Below are 21,380 nucleotides of genomic sequence, written 5' to 3'. Positions count from 1 at the left end.
TTGGCGTTATTCATCTGCTACTTAAAGAAAATCTCCTTCACAATCGCTGTGATAAAGATGTTTGCGAGTGCGACCGGCAGGAGCACTTTCCAGCCGAATTCCATGAGCTGGTCGGCACGGATCCTCGGGAAGGTGACGCGGAACCAGATGAGGATGAAGATTACGACACTGAACTTGAGTCCGAACCAGATGGCGCCCGGGATGAAATCAAGGAAGGCAACAGGCTGCCAGCCGCCGAGGAAAAGCACGGTCGTCAGCGATGCCATGGCGAAGAAGTAAACGTATTCCGAGAGCATGAAGAACGCCCAGCGGAAGCCGGAATATTCGACATGGTAACCGGCGACAAGCTCTGATTCCGCTTCAGGCAAGTCAAACGGCGTCCGGTTCAGCTCTGCGACAGATGCAATTAAAAAAATCAAAAAGCCAATCGGCTGCAGGAAAATAAACCAGACATTCTCCTGTGCATCGACAATGGTGTTCAAGTTCAGACTTCCGGATAAAAGCACGACGCCGATGACTGACATGACAAGCGGGATTTCGTAGGAAATCATCTGTGCTGCGGCCCGCATGCCCCCGAGCAGCGAGTATTTGTTGTTCGATGCCCAGCCGCCGGTGACAATGCCGATTGTCGTCAGCCCGGAAATCGCGATGTAAAATAACAGTCCGACTCCAAGATCTGCAAATTGAAAGGAATCTGTAAAGGGAATCGTCGACAGCACGATAAAAGCAGGTGCAAAGGCAATGACTGGTGCGAGAATAAACAGCGGTTTATCCGCAAGCTTCGGGATCGTGTCCTCTTTTATCAGGAGCTTCAGAACATCAGCCACTGTCTGCAGCAGGCCCCACTTGCCGCCTACCTGATTCGGCCCGATCCTGCCCTGCATGAAGCCCATGACTTTGCGTTCGGCCAGGATGCCGTAGGTGACAAATCCAAGGACAACGAACAGGAATGCTGTTGCGAGTCCGAAAAAAATGGCGAAATTGCCTAGACCAGGGGACGATTGCAGCAGATCCTGCACCATCAGCCGTCCACCTCCCCGAGAACAATGTCAATGGCGCCGAGAATGGTAATGAGGTTCGCCATGTTTTCTCCCTGTAGCAGCTTTGGCAGGATTTGCAGATTGTAAAAAGACGGCCGTCTGAATTTCAGGCGGTACGGCTCTTTTTTCCCATCACTGGCAATGTAGCAGCCAATCTCGCCGCGCGGGGATTCAATCCGTACATACGCCTCTCCCTTTGGAGCCTTAATGATTTTCGGCACCTTAGCCATGATCGGCCCGTCACCAGGAAACTGTTCAACCGCCTGCTCCAGTATTTTCAGAGACTCCTCGATTTCAGCCATACGGCATTCATAGCGGGCAAAAGCGTCGCCTTTTGTCCGGACCGGAACGTCAAAATCAAAACGGTCGTAGATGGAATACGGCTCATCTTTTCGAAGGTCCCATTTCACACCGGTGCAGCGGAGGTTAGCGCCGCTCAGGGAATACTCAAGAGCTTCTTCTTTTGTATAAATGCCGACCCCTTTTACACGGTTTAGGAAAATTTCGTTCCCTGACACGAGATCGTGATAACCTTTCAGCTGCTCTCTCATGTAAGGGATGAACTCGGCGACTTTCTCGATCCAGCCCTCCGGTGCATCCCACTTCACTCCGCCTACACGCATGTAGTTGAACGTCAGTCTCGCGCCCGACAGTTCTGTCAGCAGATTAATGATCATTTCCCGCTCGCGGAAAGCATATAAAAACGGGCTTACCGCCCCAATATCAAGCAAATACGTTCCCCACCAGACAAGGTGGCTCGCGACCCGGCCAAGCTCCATCGCAATGACGCGCAAATAATCCGCGCGTTCCGGAACTTGAATGCCAGCCATCGTCTCCACTGCATGGCAGATCACATAGTTGTTGGTCATCGCGGACAGGTAATCCATGCGGTCTGTATAGGGAATGATCTGCGTGTACTGCAGATTCTCCGCGAGTTTTTCCGTGCCTCTATGTAAATAGCCGATCACCGGTGTAGCCTCTTTAATGATTTCTCCGTCAATTTTTATGACCAGCCTGAATACGCCGTGCGTACTCGGATGCTGCGGGCCGACATTCAGGAGCATTTCTTCTGTCCGGATCAAAAGCTACACCTCCACATCATAAGGTTCATAATCTTTTCTGAGCGGATGCCCGACCCAATCATCCGGCATCATGATTCTCGTTAAATTCGGATGGTCAGTGAAGCGGATGCCGAGCAAGTCGTAGGCCTCGCGCTCAGGCCAGTCCGCGCCTTTCCAAAGAGGCACAAGCGACTGGATTTCAGGCTGGTCCCGGTCAAGCTTCACCTTCAGCACAACGGTGTGCCTGTGTGTATAGGAAAAGAGGTACGCGTAGATTTCCATATGGGTCTGAAAGTCGGTGCCATGCAGTTCGGACACATAATCAAACTGTAATTCTTCCTGTTCTTTCAGCAGTTTTGCTATCGTAAAATAGGATTCTTTCTTCGCAGTAAGGGTAGGAACATCTTTCGACAGCCTATTAATGACTGACTCTTCCAGGACATCGGTGCCGAGATGCTTTTCAATGATGCTGATGTATTTCTGCAGGATCGGTTCATTCGGTGAGGGTTCTTCTTGCTGCGGTTCTTCCTTGACTGCCATTTGCTTCGCTTTAGCTGCAGCGGCAGCCTTTGCCTTGGCGGCGGCAATCGCTTTTGCTTTTTCTTTCGCCAGGTCGTCTTCTGACATGTTTTCACGGGATGCCTTAGCCTTTGCGGCTGCAGCGGCTTTTGCTTTGGCGGCGGCGACCGCTTTTTGCTTCGCTAATGCAAGATCGTCCCCTGAGGTTTCGCTTTCTCCCGCTTCTTTCGCTTTCTGCTTGGCGAGTGCGGCAGCTTTTGCCTTTGCTGCGGCGACGGCTTTTTGCTTTGCTAATGCCAGGTCGTCTCCTGACGATTCGCTTTCTCCGGCTTCTTTCGCTTTCTGCTTAGCAAGTGCAGCGGCTTTTGCCTTTGCTGCTGCGGCAGCTTTTTGTTTGGCTAATGCCTTGTCGTCTCCTGAGGATTCGCTTTCTCCGGCTTCTTTCGCTTTCTGTTTCGCGATGGCGGCGGCTTTTGCTTTGGCGGCTGCAACAGCTTTCTTCTTCGCTAATGCAAGGTCGTCTCCTGATAATTCGCTTCCGCCGGCTTCTTTCGCTTTCTGTTTAGCCAGCGCGGCGGCTTTTGCCTTTGCTGCTGCGGCAGCTTTTTGTTTGGCTAGAGATTCTTCGCTTGCAGGTGCGTTACCGGCCTGCTTTTCGGCAAGTTTTTTCAGGGCAGCTTCCTTTGCCTTTTGAGCGGCTTCTCTCTTTTGCTGCTGGAGGTCCTTTTCATCGCTCATGGATTATCTCACTCCCTGTTTTTGCCTCGTAACGGATTTTTTCTTTCAGCTTGTTGATTCCGTAGATGAGGGCGGCAGGATTTGGCGGACAGCCCGGGATATAGACGTCAACCGGCACAATCTGGTCGACCCCTTTTACGACGGCGTAGGATTTGATGTACGGTCCGCCTGCCGTTGCACATGAACCCATGGCAATGACCCATTTCGGTTCAGGCATCTGATCGTACAGACGTTTTAAGACAGGAGCCATTTTTTTCGTAACAGTCCCTGACACGATCATGACATCCGACTGCCGGGGCGATGTTCTGAAAAATGACCCAAAACGGTCAAGGTCATAGTGTGATGAACCGACACCCATCATTTCAATGGCACAGCATGCAAGACCGAACGTCAGCGGCCACAGGGAGTTGCTTCTGGCCCAGCCCTTTAAATCCTCAAGTGTCGTCAAAAAGACGCTGCGCTTGAGTTCTTCCATTTCATCCTGAGGGATATTCGTTAGCTTTAAGTCCATTTCAGCACCTTCTTCTTCCATGCGTAGACTAGCCCGATCACGAGCATGATGACAAAAATAAGCATTTCAATCAGAGCAAAAACACCAAGCTTCTCATACGCGACAGCCCACGGATACAAAAACACCGTTTCTACGTCAAAAATGACAAACATCAGACCAAACATATAGTACCGGACATTAAATTGAACGCGTGAATCATGAAATGGATCAATCCCGCTCTCGTAAGTAGTGGCCTTCGCCTCACTCGGCTTGTGCGGCCTTAAAATCCGGCCGATACCGAGCGCCACGACCGGCAGCAAGATACCAAGCAGCAGGAAAACAACAACAATTAGGTAATTATTCAAATAGACGTTGAGTGATTCCATCCCTTTCCCCCGTTATGTGAAAGTTGGTAAAACTTTTTTAATATTCAAAATGTAACCGCTAACATTATAACACTGTTGCCCAAAACGTGTCGATAAGGGATATTTTCATAAGAGCATATCCAGTTTCATCCTCTTTTGTAGCATTGCTGTAAGCTGCTCATTTACGGCCTTCAGGATGTTATACTAGCTCATGAATAAAAGACGCGAGGTGACAGAATGCCAGAATCATATCAGCATGACTTTGAAACGGATTACGGCAAGAATCTGCCTGTGTTTGAATCGGAAGAAGCGGCTAAAATCTATTTTTATGAACAGCGGAAAGAGAACTTGTCTCTTTTAGAAGATATATATGCAGAACTTGGCTTACCATTAACCTATTCTCCAAAAAGTTTGATTGAACTTGAAGAAGTCTACTTTGATTTTTTCAAAGAAAATAAATTCCGTGATTTTCAACTAACGGTTGCCGATCTTGAGGAATGCATGAGCATTTACTTTGGTGAGGTGGCAGTGATTCATCTTGATCATGCTGCATGGGCTGTGAAAGAATACTCGTTCACAGAAAATGCGTATGTGTCAGGAATCCAGTGCGGGCGCACCGTCACTTACTTTTCAAATCTGTTTGAGAATCATTTTTTGTCTGCAAAAGATGCGTCTGAGCAGAAAATATATGAGATGTATCAAAAATATGAGCGAAAGAGCAAAAAATTGGGACCAAACTGAGTGTTTGGTTCTTTTTTTGTGCGCCGGATTGTTAGAGGCGGCTTTTGGATCGTTAGAGTGCTGGTTTGGACTGTTAGAACGCCGATTTGGATTGTTAGGGCACTAATTTGGACCTGTTTTTTCAAAAAAGGAGCAAATCCGGCCGGAATGACGAGTTCCGGCCGGATTCTTTTAAAATTCGACGGACACTCTTTGCTTTTCTGCATTGGATTTGATCGCCGCTTCATTAACTGCGGTCAGGAACAGGGCATCCTCATTCGTAATGAATGGCGCTGCATCAGACAGAATCGCGTCAGCCCATTGCTCCATCGGAATCGGCAATTCTTCAGGCAGATTTTCCACAATGCGGACGCCTTCTGCATTCCGAAGCTCGATTTTCCCGTCCTGAATAAGGAGACACCCTTCTGTTCCGTACAGTTCCAGAGAAAACGGACTGCCGAATGAAACGAATGATGTTTCCAGGACGGCTGTGGCACCGTTCTCATACGTGACAAGCACCGAGGCCTGGTCCTCCACTTCCTTGCCGTACACAAAATCAAAATGTGCGGAAACTTCTTTCGGTTTTCCTGCAAGCCGGTTCATTAAATAGATTGGATGTGCACCAAGGTCAATCAGCGCTCCGCCGCCGCATTGCTCGGCGTTGTAAAAGTGTGCAGGCAGCCAGCCCTGCGGATTTTCTTCTGTCGGAACTGATCCATTATGGGCTACACGGCATCTCGCGTTTTTCACTTCTCCGAGCAAGCCTTCCTTTACCGCTTTTTCAGCATAAAGGTAATAGTCTGTGCTCAGCCTTGGCATAGAAACAACCAGAGAAACTCCTGCTTCCTCTACCGCCTTGAAAATTTCTTTGCAGTCTGCTGCTGTCAGTGCAAGCACTTTTTCTGTGAAAATGTGCTTACCGTGTTCTGCTGCCTTCACAATGACTTCCTTATGCATATTTGTCGGAGTGTCTACCACGACTCCCTTAATTTCCGGGTTCCCGAGAACTGCCTCGAGGCTCGCCTCAAACGGCACTCCAAGTTCATTTGCCCACTTCACTCCGCGCTCTTTGTCTTCATCCCAGACCATCGCAATTTCCACTTTCGAACTGTTATGTATATCCCGTGCATAATCAACGGCATGCACGTGCCACTTGCTCAGCATCGCTGCTTTTATCATGTCTGTTCCCTCCTAAACGTTGTCCCTATACTATTTCCGTTTCGCACCGCTGATTTCCTTTTCCTTATTTGGATAAAATGAAAAGAAAAGCGCACAAAAAGGTTTCCCGTCTGGATAAAAGAGGGAATATCCCTGTATGACTTCTAGGAGGAAAATGAATGAAACTGCATAATGGTTCACTTTATTGGCCAAAAACGATCAGCAGCACACAAAAATATCCCGAGCTCCGCGAATCCCTTACATGCGATGTTCTCATTGTTGGCGGGGGGATGTCCGGCGCCTTGTGCGCCCACACTCTTTCTGCCTATAATCTGAAAACCGTGCTCGTTGAAAAAAGAATTGTGGGAAGCGGAAGTTCGTCTGCCAACACCGGGCTGCTTCAATTTTCAAATGACAAAATGCTGCATGAATTTATAAAGGAAATCGGCAAGGATCAGGCCGTGCGTTTTTATAAGATGTGCTTAAAAGCGGTGGACGAGCTTGAGAAAACGGCAAGGAGCCTGTCTAAGCCGGTCGAATTTAACAGACGGAAAAGCTTGTATTATGCGAGCGACTCAGGAGATGTGTCAAAGCTGAAAAAAGAATATAAGGCGCTTTCCAAGCATGGGTTTCCAGTCACTTTTTTAGAAGAAGATGAGATTGAGGAACGATTTGGTTTTAAAAAGCCTGCTGCGCTTCTGACTGACGGGGATGCAGAGGTAAATCCATACAAATTTGCTCAGACCCTGCTCGAAGATGCCCATACCCGCGGCGTGCAAATTTATGAGAACACGGCTGTTGAAGAGGGTGACCGCGAGGGAGAGTATGTCATAATGCACACTCCGCACGGAACCATCCGTGCAAAGAATGTCGTTTACTCAACCGGATATGAAACCATTCCATTCGCCAAAAAACTGGGTGCGGATGTAAACAGAACATATGCGATTGCCACCACTCCTGTTGCATCGTTAGAAAAGTGGGAGGATAAAAGCTTAATCTGGGAGACGAAACGGCCCTACTTTTACATGAGGACAACGGTCGACGGAAGAATCGTTGCCGGCGGACTTGATGAAGACAAGATGGAAGCCCCGAGCAATGAAGACATCATCCGTGAGCGCGGACAGCGTCTGCTTGATAAAATTAAAGAACATTATCCTTCATATGACATGGAGGTCGACTCCGCCTGGGGAGCAAGCTTCGGCGAATCAGACGACGGCCTTCCCTTCATCGGACAGCATCCGAAAAAAGACAACATCTACTATTGTCTTGGGTTCGGCGGCAACGGCACCGTCTATTCGATGCTAGGAGCTGAGATTATTAAAGATCTAATTCTATATCAATCCCATCCGGATGCGGACATTGTCCGGCTGGACAGATAGGGAAAGCTGCGGCTTTTCCTTTTTTGTTGGAGAAAAACAAAAAACCGGCCGAAGCCGGTTTTCATTACTTTTGCTTTTCATCATAATATTGAACGGGATACATGGAGCCTTCTGAGACCATTTTGTTGTCATCGATGTCTTCCGGATCCGGGTTGCCCGCTTTTTCAACAGGGAATGAATCTGTGTTTTTGCGCGAGAAATAAGGAATTTTATTTTTCGTGCTTTGTACGAATTCAGTTACCTTTTCACGGTTTGCTTTGTCCTTTAATAGGTAGGATGTGACGCCTACTCCGACTGTCGAGATGGCAATGCCTGATATTAATGCTTTTTGTCTCATGCTTGATGCTCCTTCCGTTTTGCATTTTTTTTAAGTGTTTCTTACTTTTACCCGCTTATCAAAATGCAAAACATGGGCGCTTAAGATTTTAGGATTGATTCCGCACTTAAAGCCGTTTCGTTCATAAGGTCTGCGATTTTTTTATTATCATCACTGAGGGTTTCAATCGTCGCACTCATCTCCTGCATACTTGCGGAGGCCTGCTCAATGATTGCCGCAAGTTCATTGGTTGAACGCTCGACATTTGCCGTGTTTGTCTCTACGTCGCCAGAGATAGCTTCAAAGCCTGTGAAGCTTTCTGTCATATTGGCCAATTTCTCTTTCAGCTGCTGGAAATTCTCGTGGACTTCCCGGGTTGCCTCGAGGCTTGTCAGCAGGTTGGCGCTGCTTGCCGCCATTTTTTCTTCTGCTTCCCCGCTCGTTTGATTCACCTGTTTCAGATTTTCCGTGATTTTTTTATTGGCATCATTCGTTAATTCAGCAAGCTTGCGGATTTCCTGGGCAACGACCGAAAATCCTTTGCCGGCCTCTCCCGCTCTTGCCGCTTCGATCGATGCATTTAATGCCAGAAGGTTTGTCTGCTCGGTTATCTGGCGGATTGTGTTTGTGAACTGATTGGTTTCTTCAATCTTCAGGTTCAGGTTTTTAAACGTCGTATTCAAAGCCGTCACGATTTGATTCAATTCATTCATTTCTGTCATCAGCCTGCTAACTTTTTCACCGCTCTTATCTGCAATGCGGCTTGCCTGTCTGGAGTCTTCGTTTAATAAGGAAGAAATCTCGTTCAGCTCGTTCATGGAAAGCATGTTGTTGTGGGCACTTTCCGCAATTTCGCTGATTTGTTCGCTCTGGATCTGGCTGCCCGCAGAGACTTCATTAATGGCAATCGTCATTTCTGCCTGGGCGCGTGTATTCATCTGCACTCTCTCGTTCGCTTTGGACACACTGTCAGCAATCCGCGAAGCGGCCTGTTCAAGCTTGTGTCTCTGCTCTTCTTTTCTGCCTGCATCAGCTTCGGCATCCGCTATGAACTGCTGCAGAACCTTGAACTGTTTTTTATTCAGATGGATGAGCACGCCAAGCAGGACCCCTGTTAAAAGATAGGCCAGGATAATAGCGCCCATGCTGCCCGCTATGATTTCCTGTTCTGCAGAGGGAACCGATGCATTGACAAAAAGGGTCACAAGGCCAAGGCCAAATCCAGTTGCGAAAACCGTCGAGTAGTAAGGGACCGCTGAAAAAACGGCCTGAAAAAAGAGGACTGTAATAAGTGCAAGATTCGCGCCGGTTATGAAGATCGAGGCGCATGCAAGAATAGAAATCATCACAACAGTGAAATACGGAAACAGCCTGTCCCTTTTCAAATAACGGAACAAAACATAAAAGCCAATCAGCAGCACACATTCTGCTGAATAGATCGGTGCCTGCTCCATCTGACCTGTTACCAGGACATAAATCAGAGCAAATAAAGAGGACGCTCCAAACGTAAACAGCATCAACTTGTTTTTGCTCAATAAATCATCGTGTTTTACCTTTTCAATCGCTGTCATACATGTTCTCCCCTGTGTTCAAGTTGGTTTACTTACTATATCGACAGCGCTTACAGATTTTTTATATGACGAAAAAAAGAAACGCTGCATTCAGCGCTTCTTTTTATTCCGGCTGTAGATATCAAACCAAACCGCAAGAACCAGAATACTTCCTTTTACAATCAGCTGCCAGTAGGCATCAATGTTCATGATGCTCATGCCGTTATCAAGGCTCGCCATTACGAGCGCTCCGATGATGGCACCTGGGATGGTCCCGATTCCGCCCATCAAGCTTGTGCCCCCGATGACGCAGGCTGCAATCGCATCGAGCTCATACATGTTCCCTGCTCCAACAGTTGCCGCGTTAACACGGGCAGTCAGGACAAGTCCTGCGATGGCTGCAAGTGTGTTCCCGAGAACAAAAACGAGGAGAATTCTGCGCTTCATGTTAATGCCTGAGAGAACAGCGGCCTCGGGATTGCCCCCAATGGCATATACCTGTCTGCCGAATACCGTCTTTTTGGCGATAAAGTGAAAAAGAACAGCTAGTATAATGACTGTGATAAAAGGAACCGGAATTCCCTGGTACTGATTCATCAAGTAAATGAACGTAAAGATCAGAAGACCGATGCCCACTGAAGCAATCAGCGTCCAGTTCATGGAAAGAACATCAAATCCGTACTTGATGCGCGCGTTTCTTTGTCTGATCAAAAAGTACACGGCAAGGATAAAGGCAATCGCTCCCATGATAAGACCTGCAGCAGGCGTCACATATCCCTGTCCGATGATTTTGAGGCTTGGTGAAAGCGGAGCTACCGTCATGCTTCCGGTTATACCGGTCAGTATTCCCCGGAAAATAAGCATCCCTCCGAGCGTGACGATGAAAGCAGGCACGGCCCTGTAGGCAATCCACCAGCCCTGCCACAGACCGATCAGCGCACCCAATACCACTGTTGCAATAATAACGGGTATCGTATCCAAGCCAAGCCAGACGTTCAGGATCGCTGCAACTCCTCCGGTCAGTCCGACAAGCGATCCGACTGAGAGGTCAATCTGTCCGGATACGATGATCAGGACCATTCCAATTGCCAGAATGGATGTAACGGACATCTGCAAAAAGAGATTGGATAAGTTCCGCGGGGTTAGAAAGGTATCATTTAAGACGGAAAATAGAATCCAGATGATGAGAAGGGCGCCAATCATGGAGTAAGCGCGGATATCGATTGTAAACAAATTGATTTTCTTTTCTTTTACTGCCGGCTGTTTCACGGTTTCGGGATTTGTGCTCATCCTGCAAGTCCTCCTGTCGCTGCTCTCATAATGTTTTCCTGGGTGGCATTTTCCGCATGGAATTCACCTGTGAATTTCCCTTCTGACATCACCAGAATTCTGTGGCTCATGCCAAGCACTTCAGGCAATTCAGACGAAATCATGATGATGGCCACTCCCTCTTTTACCAGCTCGTTCATAATGTGATAGATTTCAAGCTTCGCGCCAACATCAATTCCCCGGGTCGGTTCATCGAGTATCAGAATTTTAGGCTTCGTCATCAGCCATTTTCCGATAACAACCTTCTGCTGATTTCCCCCGCTCAGAGTGCCGGTTACCGTTTCAACAGATGGCGCTTTTATTCTCAGCTGTTTTAAATACTGATTCCCGCTGCGGATTTCTTCATTCTGGTTGATGACGCCGAGGGATGAGACGCGCCTCAGGCTCGGAAGCGTCACGTTATTTTGAATATCCATGTTCAGTACGAGGCCGAATTTTTTCCGGTCCTCTGATACGAGCGCCAGTCCGTTTTCGATTGCCTGCTTGACGGATTTGTTTTTCGCATTCTTCCCGTCGATCTCCACACTGCCTTCTGAATAGCCCGCATAAGCGCCGAACAAGCTCATCACAAGCTCTGTTCTTCCTGATCCCATCAGCCCTGCAATTCCAAGGATTTCACCTTTTTTCACCTGGAATGAGACAGAATCGATAACTTTTTTCCCCGGCAGATCAGGATGATACACCGTGTAGTCCTCAACCTTCAGCATGGTCTCTTTCGGGTTTGCGGCCATCCGGGGGTAACGGTCTTTGATTTCGCGACCTACCATATAAGCGATGACTTTATCCTCCGTGAGATTCGCCGCTTTCTGGGAAGTGACCGTTTTTCCGTCGCGGAGAACAGTAATCGTATCGGCAATATCAAACACTTCTCCGAGCTTATGGGAGATGTAGATGCAGGTGACGCCCCGCTCCCTGAATTCTTTTAAGATCGCAAGGAGAATTTTGACTTCCTGTTCAGTCAGTGCAGCAGTCGGTTCGTCTAAAATCAGGATCTTGGCGTTTTTTGAAAGAGCCTTTGCAATTTCGACAAGCTGCTGCTGGCCGATGCCGAGAGTTCCGGTAATCGTATCCGGGCTTACGCCTTTCAGACCGACCTCGGCAAGCCATTTCTCGCACATCTGAATCATCTTATTCTGATCAATGATGCCGAAGGTTGCCGGCTCATTACCGAGAATAAGGTTTTCTGCCACCGTCATTTGCCGGACAAGAGCGAGCTCCTGATAAATGATGGAGATGCCCGCTTTTTCTGCATCCTTAATCGTTTTAAAAGACTGCACTTCTCCGTCCACCGTTATATCGCCTGAATAAGAACCTGACGGATAAAGCCCGCTCAGCACTTTCATAAGTGTGGATTTCCCGGCACCGTTCTCTCCGCAGAGTGCATGGATTTCGCCTTTTTCCACTTGAAACGTGACGTCATCAAGAGCCTTCACGCCCGGAAATTCTTTCGTAATACTCGTCATTTCAAGAATAGATGACACGACTTCCCCCTCCAATTCGGTAAAATGTCTAGAAAAAAATGCGGAATTAGTTAGAATTCCGCATTTTTCAATGGTTGGTACAGCTGAAGAAGCGCCTCTTACTTGTACACGTCCTCTTTCTTATGGAACCCGTCTTTAATGATTGTGTCATCGATGTTGTCTTTATTTACCGCTACCGGGTCAAGCAGAAGCGAAGGGACATCGATTTTTCCATTATTGACTTTGCCGTTTGTTTCAACCTCTTCGCCATTGGCCATTTTCACTGCAAGGTCAGCAACGGTTTCTGCGATCAGGTTGATAGGTTTGTAAACTGTCATCGTCTGTGTGCCTTCTACGATCCGCTGTGCAGCCGCAAGCTCGGCATCCTGTCCTGATACTGGAATCTTTCCTGCAAGGCCCTGTGCAGCAAGAGCCTGAATCACACCGCCTGCCGTACCGTCATTTGCTGCTACAACAGCATCGACTTTGTTGTTGTTCGCTGTAAGAGCATTTTCCATATTGGCAAGGGCATTTGCCGGATCCCACTCTTCTGTCCATTGGTCGTAGACGACTTTAATGTCGCCGCTGTCAATTAGAGGCTGAAGCACGTTCATTTGTCCCTTTTTGAAAAGATGGGCATTGTTGTCTGTATCCGCGCCTTCAATCAGCACATAGTTTCCTTTTGGAACAAGCTCAGTGATGGCAGTTGCCTGCATTTCCCCTACACGCTCATTGTCAAAAGATACATAGAGATCAACATCTGAATTTTTGATCAGACGGTCATATGAGATGACTTTTACATCTTCCTGATGAGCCATTTCGACGATGGACGCAGCAACCTCCGCGTTATGAGGCACCACTACCAGAATGTCTACACCCTGGCTGATCAGATTTTCAGCTTGTGCAATTTGTTTCGCATCGTCGCCGTTTGCTGACTGAACATTTACTTTTGCGCCAAGCTCTTCAGCTTTTGCCACAAACAGATCACGGTCGCGCTGCCAGCGCTCTTCTTCAAGCGTGTCCATTGAGAATCCGATGACAAGCTCATCATCTTTGCCCGCCTTTTCGCCGTCCCCTTTAGTTGGCTCTGAGCCGGAGCTGACACAGGCAGTAAGCCCAAACACAAACATCATCAGCATTAGTAGCATTAACCCTTTCTTCATTTCCCCATTCCCCCTTGGAATATCAATCTTACAAGACTAACTTTATCACCTTTGTAAGCGTTTTAAATAAAGCGTTTGCTGTACTTTTTTAAGATATATAGCATTATTTTCAGAATAATAGAAACCGCTTTCTTTTCTCTCCAAAAAAGACTGCACCTCCAATTGTTCATCAGCGGTACAGTCTTTCCCGGTCAATGAGAATGACCCTCTTCTTTTCCCTCATAAACATATGGCTGTGAAGGAGGATCTGTTTTTGAGATTTTCTTAATTTGCAGATAGGGAATTTCAGTGGATGAATACACAGTTGTCTTCAGCTCCCCTGATACACTGACCCACTGCCGGTCTTTAAAATCCTTTGCTTTTTCTGTCGCGGAAAAGAGACCGTATAACCCGTCATGCTCATCCGTGCAGCACGGGTCACCGCTTCTTGCAACGACAAACTGTGTCTGTTTAAAATCCTTTTCTCGGTGGACAAATCCAGTCAGTTCAATCTGTTTCCCCTCAAATTCTTTCGGAAAACGGTCAAGAACATCCAGGACGGATGTGTAATTTTCATTTGTAAGAATGATTGTATCCATCTTCAACATTTCATTTTTTTGATTCTGGTAATAATCATCCGGCTTCTCTTCTGCATGATGATCATCTTCAAGCTCAGGCTTATACTTTTCATCCAGCTCTTCCATATAGCTGTCCGGGTCTTCTAAATACTCTTTCGCATTTGCGAAAGGCTCTTCTGTTTTCTGTGCAGCTTTTTGTTTTTCCGGCTCTGCTTTTTCCGGCTGCATGCTCATTCCAAAAATAAAAACAATACTTCCTATTATGACGAGACCGAAAGCGGCCATTAAGAAATTTTTCACTTGAATAACTCCCATTCCATTGATAAGAATTGCTCTTTTCAGTGTAACAAAAAAGAAGGAAGTTTCGTTAAGAAGAAACTCCCGATCACTTATCTTTTTGTCCGATGGAGACCAGCGAATCCTTATACTGGCTGGGAGATTTTTTGCATACTTTTTTAAAGACACGGCTGAAGTAGTTCGGATCGTTATAGCCGACCTCAAAAGCAATTTCCTTTAAGCTGCGGGAGCCTTTTTCCATTAGCTTTTTTGCTTTTTCGATCCGGCATTTTGTCAGATAATCGATATAGCTGATGCCGAGCTCTTCTTTGAAGATTTTGCTCACGTACTGCGGAGAAAGGTTGAATTCCTTTGCCATTGCCTCAAGCGACAGGTCAGTGTGGCAGTTTTTCCTGATATACTGCTTCATGCGGTTCGGGATATCCTCCTGAAGATTTTCTGTCACCCGCTTGTATTGGCTAATAACATCTTCAAGGATAAAATTCACTTCTGTTTTCATTTGTAAATAAGAGGCTGCGCTGAATGAAAAGACTGGTTTTCTGATCACAAAACCCATTTCATCCAAGTAGCGGATCATTAATGTCATCGTGTCATAGACTTTTTGCTCTGCTTCAGCAAGCGGGTGCTGAAATTTCTCAAAATACGCGGTCATTGCCTGAAAATGACTGCGCACTCCTTCCCACTCACCAATCCGCAATTCCTCGAGAATCAGCTCTTCAATGCGGTGCATGTCCCTGTCTTTAACTTTTTCATTGGAAATGATATCGCTGTAAAAGCTGTATCTTGCTTTAGAACCTGCTGATATAGAGGCACGGAGCGCTTCGTAGTACGACTGTCTGATTTGCTCTAGCGCCGGGTATGCCTTGCCGATTCCGATTGCTGCAGATGCAGAAAATACACCGCTTAGATTATGCAGGATTTTTTGTACAAGTGATACGGCGTTTCTGCGGTACTGGTGAATCTCTCCTTCTGCAAACACAATAATCGGCACCTGCAGGCCGGACATCGGCCCTACCCAGCCTTTTGTGTGCAGCTGGATCGTCCGTTTCAGCTCTCCGTACATTTGCTCAAGGCGTCCGGCAAGAGTATCCTGGGAAAAGTGGATCAGGACTACATAGGAAGGCTGCTTCTGATCCACATCCAGTAGGCCCATGCACTCATGGAGATGAACGTCGTGAACATGGTCAAATAAGAGCTGTGTGACGAGGTCGGCCTCTACGATTGGTATCATTTTCTGCATGCGTTCTTCTGTTTGCTGCTTTCGTTCCGATTCGAGCCTGTCTTTTTTAATATCATCGATGACCTTCTGAATGGTAGAAAGAATGACCTCCCGCTTGCTCGGCTTCAGCAGATAATCCTTTACCCCGAGCCGCAGCGCCTGCTGGGCATAATCAAACGTATCGTAGGACGATACAATCAGGATTTTAGCGTCCGGCACGATTTTCTGGATTTCCTTGATCGCTTCAAGACCATTGATGCCGGGCATTTTTATATCCATGAGCAAAATGTCGGGCTTGTGCTCTGATGCAAGCTCAATCGCTCTTCTCCCGTTTTCGGCAAGACCGACAATTTGAATGTCCCTGAATTCTGTTTCTATGATTTTTTTTAGTGCAATTCTTTCAATCTCTTCATCTTCCGTGATTAAAAGCCTCATCTCTTTCACCCCTCTGAAGGAAATTTGACGAAGATGACAGTGCCCCCAGCTGATGACTGAATGTCCATCACATTCCGTTTGTTTGTAAAAAGACGCAGTCGCTGAACAACGTTTCTCAGGCCGATCCCGGTTGATTTGCTTTGAATGAACCCTGTCTGCTGCTCTGACAGGACCTGTTCTTTCACATCATCTGTCATCCCAAGGCCGTGGTCTTCTACGGAGACAACAACCTCTCCGTTTTCTCTAAACACCTTTATTCCGATGTATCCGCCTTCCTCAAACGGCTCCACACCGTATTTAAACGCGTTTTCTACTATCGGCTGCAGAAAGAACGGCGGAACTTCATAGTCGAGGCACGCTTCCTCTAACTTAAAATCATAGGTAATGCGGGATGAAAACCGCGCTTTTAAAATCGTCAAGTATTCCTTCACAAGCTCAAGCTCATCCCGGAGTGACACATTTTCATCCACACTTCGGAGGTTATACCTCAGAAGGTTTGCGACTGTCGAGATTAAGTCGCTTGTCTCTAGGGCATCCTCCAAATAGGCTTTTTTCGACAGGGTATTCAGTGTATTGAACAGAAAATGCGGATTGATCTGGTTATGCAGTCTCTTTAACTCACTTTCTTTTAAAAGCAGCTGATACTCTTTGATTTCTTTTTCAAGCTTTGCTTTCTCCTGAATTTCAGCCACCAGCTCTTTGATGTTTTCCCGCATCCTGTCAAACGTCTTGGCCAAAAACGATATTTCATCGTTGCTTTTAACCCTGATCGGATGATCAAAATTCCCAGCCGCCACCTCTTTTGCACCTTGAGTTAATAGATAGATCGAGCGGGTGATGCCTTTTGAGAACCAGTACGAAAATCCGACCGAAATAATCAGGACGATTCCGAGAATCCAGAGGCCGAGAGACCGAAGCCTGTTTGTAACCTCAATCATCGATTCATAAAACTGCTTCTGATTCGTCAGTTCTTTTTTAAACAGCAGCAGCGTCGTTTCATCAATGAATTTGGAGATCTGCAGCGCTTCGTCGTAGGCAGCCTGTGAGTTCTGGCGCTTATCGAGCTTATGCATCATCATCGTCAAATCCATTGCTTCAATCTGGCTGTCGAGCATGAAAATATAATCTGTCAGAGCAATCGCATTCGCCTGATTTTTCAGCAGATCCAGCTTCTTTTTGGAGTCGTTCAGTCTTTTGCGGTGCATTTCATAGCTTGCCTGATTGGCAGGTGAAGGGGTGCTGACATACTGGCTGAGCTTTGCAAGCGCAGTCTGGCTCGTCGTTGAAACTGAATTCAGCAGCAGATACCGTTCAAGAATATTGTTGTACTCATAAATGGATTTCTGATTAATATAGCTGATGGCTGTCCAGAAGGCGCCCATAATCATGATGATGATGAGCGACATCGTGAGGATTTTTCTCTGAATTCTCGTCACGGCCTGCTTCCCTCCGTCATGACGCCTGTTTTCGTGTAAGTCGTGACGGGCAGAGGCAGGTCCTTCTTTTCAAGCCATTTCACGATGGTTTCGACGCCTTTTTCACCCATTAAGGCATGACTGTGGCTGATCGTGCCTTCAATCTTTCCGCTCCGCAAAAGATTCATCGTTTCCTGGGTATTATCAAATGTATAAACCTTAAACCCTGAAAGGGCCGATCTCGCTTCAATCGTACGGACGATGATGTCCCCGTCATCCACTCCCGTCCCTATCAGCACCTTCATGGCCGGATACTGATTGAGGAGCTCATTGGTCTGGTCCTCAGGATGCTGCTTATTTGTTTCAGCCAGTTTAATAGAGGAGCCCTGAAGGCTGTCCATCAGCCCTTTCATTCTTTCGTTTTCAATAGATGTCACCATGTTCCCTTTGATTATGCCGATCGTTTCATTGCCTGAATGCGTCTTTTTTAAGTAGTTTCCAAGCTCGAGGCCGGTCTCATAGTGATTGGATCCGATGTAGGATTTCCGGAGACTGTCAGGCAGGTCTGCCATGATTGTCACCACCGGAATCCCCTGTACCGTGGCCTTTTGGATCGTCTCTTTAAAAGAAGCATCGTCAATGCCAAGCAGCAAAATGCCGTCAACCTGAGAGGAAATCGCCATATTCATCGCTTTTTGCAGCTCTTCATTATCAGGCAGATTGGTCCCTTTAATGTCGAGGCTGACCTTGGCCTGAGCGGCGGCAGATTCTACCCCTGTAATCACCTGATTCCAGTAGGCATCGCCAAGATAAGGAGAGATCAGCACAAGCCGGTACCGATACTCCTCCGCTTCAGCCTGCGCAGAAAACGATTGACTGGATTGATAGATTTGAAAAAGCTGATAAAGAGGAAAAAGAGAAAGAAGAATAAAAGCAATTAGAACCATTTTTATACGACGTGTCATGAAATCACCATTTTTATAGGACTTTTCATTCATTATAAGGGATTGGCCGGCATTGTAAACGCTTTTATTTTAGCGTTGCAATCAAATATGGGGCTGCTGCTTTGGCAAACAGTCCAATTTTGAACGGGTACGGTCCAAAACAGGCTGCTAACAATCCAAACCAGTCGTTTAACAAGCCAAGTTTAGGATCTAACAAGCCAAAGTCAGGCTCTTACAATCCAAACCGTCAATCTAACAATCCAAACTCACGCTATTCTAAGCCAACCCTGCAACTAAAAAAGCCGGCGGGAAAACTGGCGGTGTATACCTTCGATTTCAGCCCAAAACAAAAACCCCCGGGAATCCCGGGGGTTATATGTCAAATCTTATTCTGTGATACGTTAATACGATTCATTGCCCGGCGCAGTGCAAGCTCGGCACGCTTGAAATCGATGTCGTCTTTGTTTGTGTTCAGACGTTCTTCAGCGCGGTCCTTTGCTGCTTGTGCACGAGTTAGATCAATATCTTCTACAGTCTCGGCAGCCTGTGCCAAGATTGTGACTTTGTCAGGCCGTACTTCTAAAAAGCCGCCGCTAACAGCCACGAGTTCCGTGGATTTTCCTGTTTTCAACCGGACTGCTCCGATTTGAAGAGGAGCTACCAGCGGAATATGACCTGGCAAGATTCCAAGCTCACCGCTTTGAGCTTTTACACTTACCATTTCGACGTCTGCATCGTAAACTGGGCCATCGGGAGTAACGACATTGACTTGTACTGTCTTCATACTCTATACCCTCCTGCGTCCCAAAATTAGACTTCTACACCCATGCTCTTCGCACTTTCGATTACATCTTCAATGCGTCCTACGAGACGGAATGCATCTTCAGGAAGATGGTCGTATTTGCCTTCAAGGATTTCCTTGAAGCCTTTAACTGTTTCTTTAACAGGAACGTAAGAACCTGCTTGACCAGTAAACTGCTCAGCAACGTGGAAGTTTTGGGATAAGAAGAATTGAACTCGGCGTGCACGGTGCACGACTAATTTATCTTCATCAGAAAGCTCATCCATACCAAGGATGGCAATGATATCCTGAAGTTCTTTGTAACGCTGCAGTGTTTGCTGTACTTGACGTGCAACCGCGTAGTGCTCTTCTCCAACAATTTCAGGAGACAGTGCGCGTGATGTCGAAGCAAGCGGATCCACCGCCGGGTAGATACCCATTTCAGATAGTTTACGCTCAAGGTTCGTTGTAGCATCCAAGTGAGCGAATGTTGTTGCAGGAGCCGGATCCGTATAGTCATCGGCAGGTACATAGATCGCCTGGATCGATGTAACAGAACCAACGTTAGTAGACGTGATACGCTCCTGAAGCTGACCCATTTCAGTTGCAAGTGTAGGCTGGTAACCTACCGCAGATGGCATACGGCCAAGAAGGGCTGATACCTCTGAACCTGCTTGCGTGAAACGGAAGATGTTATCCATGAAGAAAAGAACGTCCTGTCCTTGGTCATCACGGAAGAATTCAGCCATTGTAAGACCTGTAAGTGCAACACGCATACGTGCGCCAGGCGGCTCATTCATCTGTCCGAATACCATGGCAGTCTTCTTGATAACACCAGAGTCTGTCATTTCATGGTAAAGGTCGTTTCCTTCACGAGTACGCTCACCTACGCCGGCGAATACAGAGATACCGCCATGCTCCTGAGCGATGTTGTTGATAAGCTCCTGGATAAGTACTGTTTTACCTACACCCGCACCACCGAAAAGACCGATTTTTCCGCCTTTGATGTATGGAGCAAGAAGGTCAACTACTTTAATTCCAGTTTCAAGAATTTCTACCTCAGTAGAAAGCTGATCGAATTTTGGTGCCTGTCTGTGGATTGGATCACGACGAGATTCAGCAGGAATTGCTGCATCCAAATCGATATTGTCTCCAAGTACGTTGAATACACGTCCAAGTGTAACGTCTCCAACCGGTACAGAGATTGCAGCACCTGTATCCAGTACTTCACTTCCGCGAACAAGGCCGTCTGTTGATGCCATCGCAACGGTACGAACTGTGTCGTCACCTAGGTGAAGGGCAACTTCCAATGTTAATTCTGACGCAGCTTCGCCTTCAGTGCGTCCTTGGAAAGTAACTTTAAGGGCGTTATAGATTTCAGGAAGCTGACCGCTTTGGAACTTTACGTCAACAACCGGACCCATAACTTGAGTAACGCGTCCTTTATTCATCGTTTTCCCTCCTAACTTGCTGTCTGAAAGCCCTTAATGGGCATAATTTCTATTCGAGTGCCGCAGCTCCGCCGACGATCTCCGTAATTTCCTGAGTGATCGCAGCCTGACGTGCACGGTTGTATGAAAGAGTAAGACTGTTGATAAGTTCTTTTGCATTGTCCGTCGCATTTTTCATTGCCGTCATACGGGCAGCATGCTCCGAAGCTTTGCTGTCTAAAAGTGCTCCGTAGATGAGACTTTCAGCATATTGTGGTAATAACACTTCTAAAATCTCTTCCTCAGAAGGTTCGAATTCATAAGATGTTTTCTTTGCTGATGTCACATCAATGTCAGAAAGAGGAAGAAGCTTTTTCTCTGTTACGTCCTGCTGGATGACACTTACGAAATGGTTGTAGTACACATAGATTTCGTCGAATGTTCCATCATTGAACATATTTACAGTATTTGCTGCAAGATCTTTAATCTCGGCAAACGACGTGTCGTCTGCAATGCCTGTTACTTCAAGAGCGATTTGCACGCCTCGTTTCTTGAAGAATTCGCGTCCGATCTTACCCATAGCGATAACAGCATACTCATCTTTCGACGAATGGCGCTTTTGGATTGCCTGGTACACAGTACGAAGAACGTTACTGTTGAGAGCACCTGCAAGTCCGCGGTCAGACGTAATGACGAGGTAAGCCGTTTTCTTCACCGGACGGCTGACAAGCATTGGATGGGATACACCCGTGCTGCCAAGAGCGATGTTTGCAACCACCTCTTGAATCTTATCCATGTAAGGCACAAATGACTTCGCATTGTTTTCGGCACGGTTCAGCTTCGCTGCTGAAACCATCTCCATCGCCTTTGTAATCTGGCTCGTCTTCTTTGTTGAGGTGATTCTTGATTTAATGTCGCGTAATGATGCCAAAGGTTCTCACCACCTTTTTATAAAAATCAACCTGATTCATTTACGTGAAGATAAAGTATGAAGGCAAACCTTCATACTTTACC

At 46.9% G+C, this 21,380-nt stretch carries 20 protein-coding genes; 2 read left to right on the top strand and 18 right to left on the bottom strand.

Annotated elements, in window-relative coordinates:
* Positions 1-17: 17 nt before the first annotated feature.
* From nuoH to AZ46_RS14475, 5 genes are read right to left on the bottom strand one after another with little or no spacing between them, the layout of a single operon-like run.
* Complete coding sequence (gene nuoH, locus AZ46_RS14495; RefSeq protein ID WP_029283400.1) at positions 18-1,022, bottom strand: NADH-quinone oxidoreductase subunit NuoH; 1,005 nt, start codon at positions 1,020-1,022, stop codon at positions 18-20.
* Positions 1,022-2,122: an NADH-quinone oxidoreductase subunit D gene (locus tag AZ46_RS14490; RefSeq protein WP_029283398.1), complete on the bottom strand. Its 1,101-nt coding sequence runs from the start codon at positions 2,120-2,122 to the stop codon at positions 1,022-1,024. Before AZ46_RS14490 ends, nuoH begins: the two co-directional genes overlap by 1 nt.
* A gap of 3 nt (positions 2,123-2,125) precedes the next feature.
* Complete coding sequence (locus AZ46_RS14485; protein WP_029283396.1) at positions 2,126-3,358, bottom strand: NADH-quinone oxidoreductase subunit C; 1,233 nt, start codon at positions 3,356-3,358, stop codon at positions 2,126-2,128.
* Positions 3,348-3,869 carry a NuoB/complex I 20 kDa subunit family protein gene (locus tag AZ46_RS14480; protein WP_029283394.1) on the bottom strand — a complete coding sequence of 174 codons (522 nt, stop codon included), beginning with the start codon at positions 3,867-3,869 and terminating at the stop codon, positions 3,348-3,350. Before AZ46_RS14480 ends, AZ46_RS14485 begins: the two co-directional genes overlap by 11 nt.
* On the bottom strand, positions 3,860-4,234 hold the full coding sequence (locus AZ46_RS14475; RefSeq protein WP_029283392.1) for an NADH-quinone oxidoreductase subunit A: 375 nt from the start codon (positions 4,232-4,234) through the stop codon (positions 3,860-3,862). Before AZ46_RS14475 ends, AZ46_RS14480 begins: the two co-directional genes overlap by 10 nt.
* A gap of 216 nt (positions 4,235-4,450) precedes the next feature.
* Here AZ46_RS14475 and AZ46_RS14470 point away from each other — a divergent pair, with 216 nt between their 5' ends.
* Positions 4,451-4,954 carry a hypothetical protein gene (locus AZ46_RS14470; protein ID WP_029283390.1) on the top strand — a complete coding sequence of 168 codons (504 nt, stop codon included), beginning with the start codon at positions 4,451-4,453 and terminating at the stop codon, positions 4,952-4,954.
* A gap of 171 nt (positions 4,955-5,125) precedes the next feature.
* Here AZ46_RS14470 and AZ46_RS14465 read toward each other — a convergent pair whose 3' ends face one another.
* Positions 5,126-6,112 (bottom strand): Gfo/Idh/MocA family protein, encoded by a 987-nt coding sequence (locus AZ46_RS14465; RefSeq protein ID WP_029283388.1) that lies wholly within the window; start codon positions 6,110-6,112, stop codon positions 5,126-5,128.
* Between the two features lie 158 nt (positions 6,113-6,270).
* Here AZ46_RS14465 and AZ46_RS14460 point away from each other — a divergent pair, with 158 nt between their 5' ends.
* Positions 6,271-7,470 (top strand): NAD(P)/FAD-dependent oxidoreductase, encoded by a 1,200-nt coding sequence (locus tag AZ46_RS14460; RefSeq protein WP_029283386.1) that lies wholly within the window; start codon positions 6,271-6,273, stop codon positions 7,468-7,470.
* A 64-nt stretch (positions 7,471-7,534) separates the two neighbouring features.
* Here the strand turns inward: AZ46_RS14460 and AZ46_RS14455 are convergent, their stop codons facing one another.
* The 12 genes from AZ46_RS14455 to atpG all read right to left on the bottom strand — a co-directional run bounded on the left by AZ46_RS14455 (position 7,535) and on the right by atpG (position 21,297).
* Positions 7,535-7,807 carry a hypothetical protein gene (locus AZ46_RS14455; protein ID WP_029283384.1) on the bottom strand — a complete coding sequence of 91 codons (273 nt, stop codon included), beginning with the start codon at positions 7,805-7,807 and terminating at the stop codon, positions 7,535-7,537.
* Between the two features lie 80 nt (positions 7,808-7,887).
* Positions 7,888-9,357, bottom strand: a complete 1,470-nt coding sequence (locus AZ46_RS14450; RefSeq protein ID WP_029283381.1) for a methyl-accepting chemotaxis protein — start codon at positions 9,355-9,357, stop codon at positions 7,888-7,890.
* 90 nt (positions 9,358-9,447) lie between these two features.
* Positions 9,448-10,626, bottom strand: coding sequence for a sugar ABC transporter permease (locus AZ46_RS14445; RefSeq protein ID WP_029283379.1), 1,179 nt, complete (start codon positions 10,624-10,626; stop codon positions 9,448-9,450).
* Complete coding sequence (locus AZ46_RS14440; RefSeq protein ID WP_268870727.1) at positions 10,623-12,146, bottom strand: xylose ABC transporter ATP-binding protein; 1,524 nt, start codon at positions 12,144-12,146, stop codon at positions 10,623-10,625. The genes AZ46_RS14445 and AZ46_RS14440 overlap by 4 nt, the downstream gene beginning before the upstream one ends.
* Positions 12,147-12,244: 98 nt before the next feature.
* On the bottom strand, positions 12,245-13,288 hold the full coding sequence (gene xylF / locus AZ46_RS14435) for a D-xylose ABC transporter substrate-binding protein (RefSeq protein ID WP_051827360.1): 1,044 nt from the start codon (positions 13,286-13,288) through the stop codon (positions 12,245-12,247).
* 191 nt (positions 13,289-13,479) lie between these two features.
* Entirely contained in the window at positions 13,480-14,145 is a 666-nt protein-coding gene (locus tag AZ46_RS14430; RefSeq protein ID WP_029283373.1) for a TIGR03943 family putative permease subunit, read from the bottom strand.
* An 85-nt stretch (positions 14,146-14,230) separates the two neighbouring features.
* Positions 14,231-15,796 (bottom strand): response regulator, encoded by a 1,566-nt coding sequence (locus tag AZ46_RS14425; protein WP_029283371.1) that lies wholly within the window; start codon positions 15,794-15,796, stop codon positions 14,231-14,233.
* 5 nt (positions 15,797-15,801) lie between these two features.
* Positions 15,802-17,232 (bottom strand): sensor histidine kinase, encoded by a 1,431-nt coding sequence (locus AZ46_RS14420; protein ID WP_029283369.1) that lies wholly within the window; start codon positions 17,230-17,232, stop codon positions 15,802-15,804.
* A complete protein-coding gene (locus AZ46_RS14415) occupies positions 17,229-18,176 on the bottom strand; it encodes a sugar ABC transporter substrate-binding protein (RefSeq protein WP_161781216.1) in 948 nt (315 codons plus the stop codon). The genes AZ46_RS14420 and AZ46_RS14415 overlap by 4 nt, the downstream gene beginning before the upstream one ends.
* A 358-nt stretch (positions 18,177-18,534) precedes the next feature.
* A complete protein-coding gene (locus tag AZ46_RS14410; protein WP_029283365.1) occupies positions 18,535-18,939 on the bottom strand; it encodes a F0F1 ATP synthase subunit epsilon in 405 nt (134 codons plus the stop codon).
* 26 nt (positions 18,940-18,965) lie between these two features.
* Positions 18,966-20,387, bottom strand: coding sequence for a F0F1 ATP synthase subunit beta (gene atpD / locus AZ46_RS14405; RefSeq protein ID WP_029283363.1), 1,422 nt, complete (start codon positions 20,385-20,387; stop codon positions 18,966-18,968).
* A 49-nt stretch (positions 20,388-20,436) separates the two neighbouring features.
* Positions 20,437-21,297: an ATP synthase F1 subunit gamma gene (gene atpG / locus AZ46_RS14400; RefSeq protein ID WP_029283361.1), complete on the bottom strand. Its 861-nt coding sequence runs from the start codon at positions 21,295-21,297 to the stop codon at positions 20,437-20,439.
* Between the last annotated feature and the right edge of the window lie 83 nt (positions 21,298-21,380).

The organism is Metabacillus indicus LMG 22858 (assembly GCF_000708755.2).
In the GTDB taxonomy this organism is placed as follows: Bacteria; Bacillota; Bacilli; order Bacillales; family Bacillaceae; genus Bacillus_P; species Bacillus_P indicus.
This window is presented reverse-complemented; position numbering and strand designations above follow the sequence as displayed.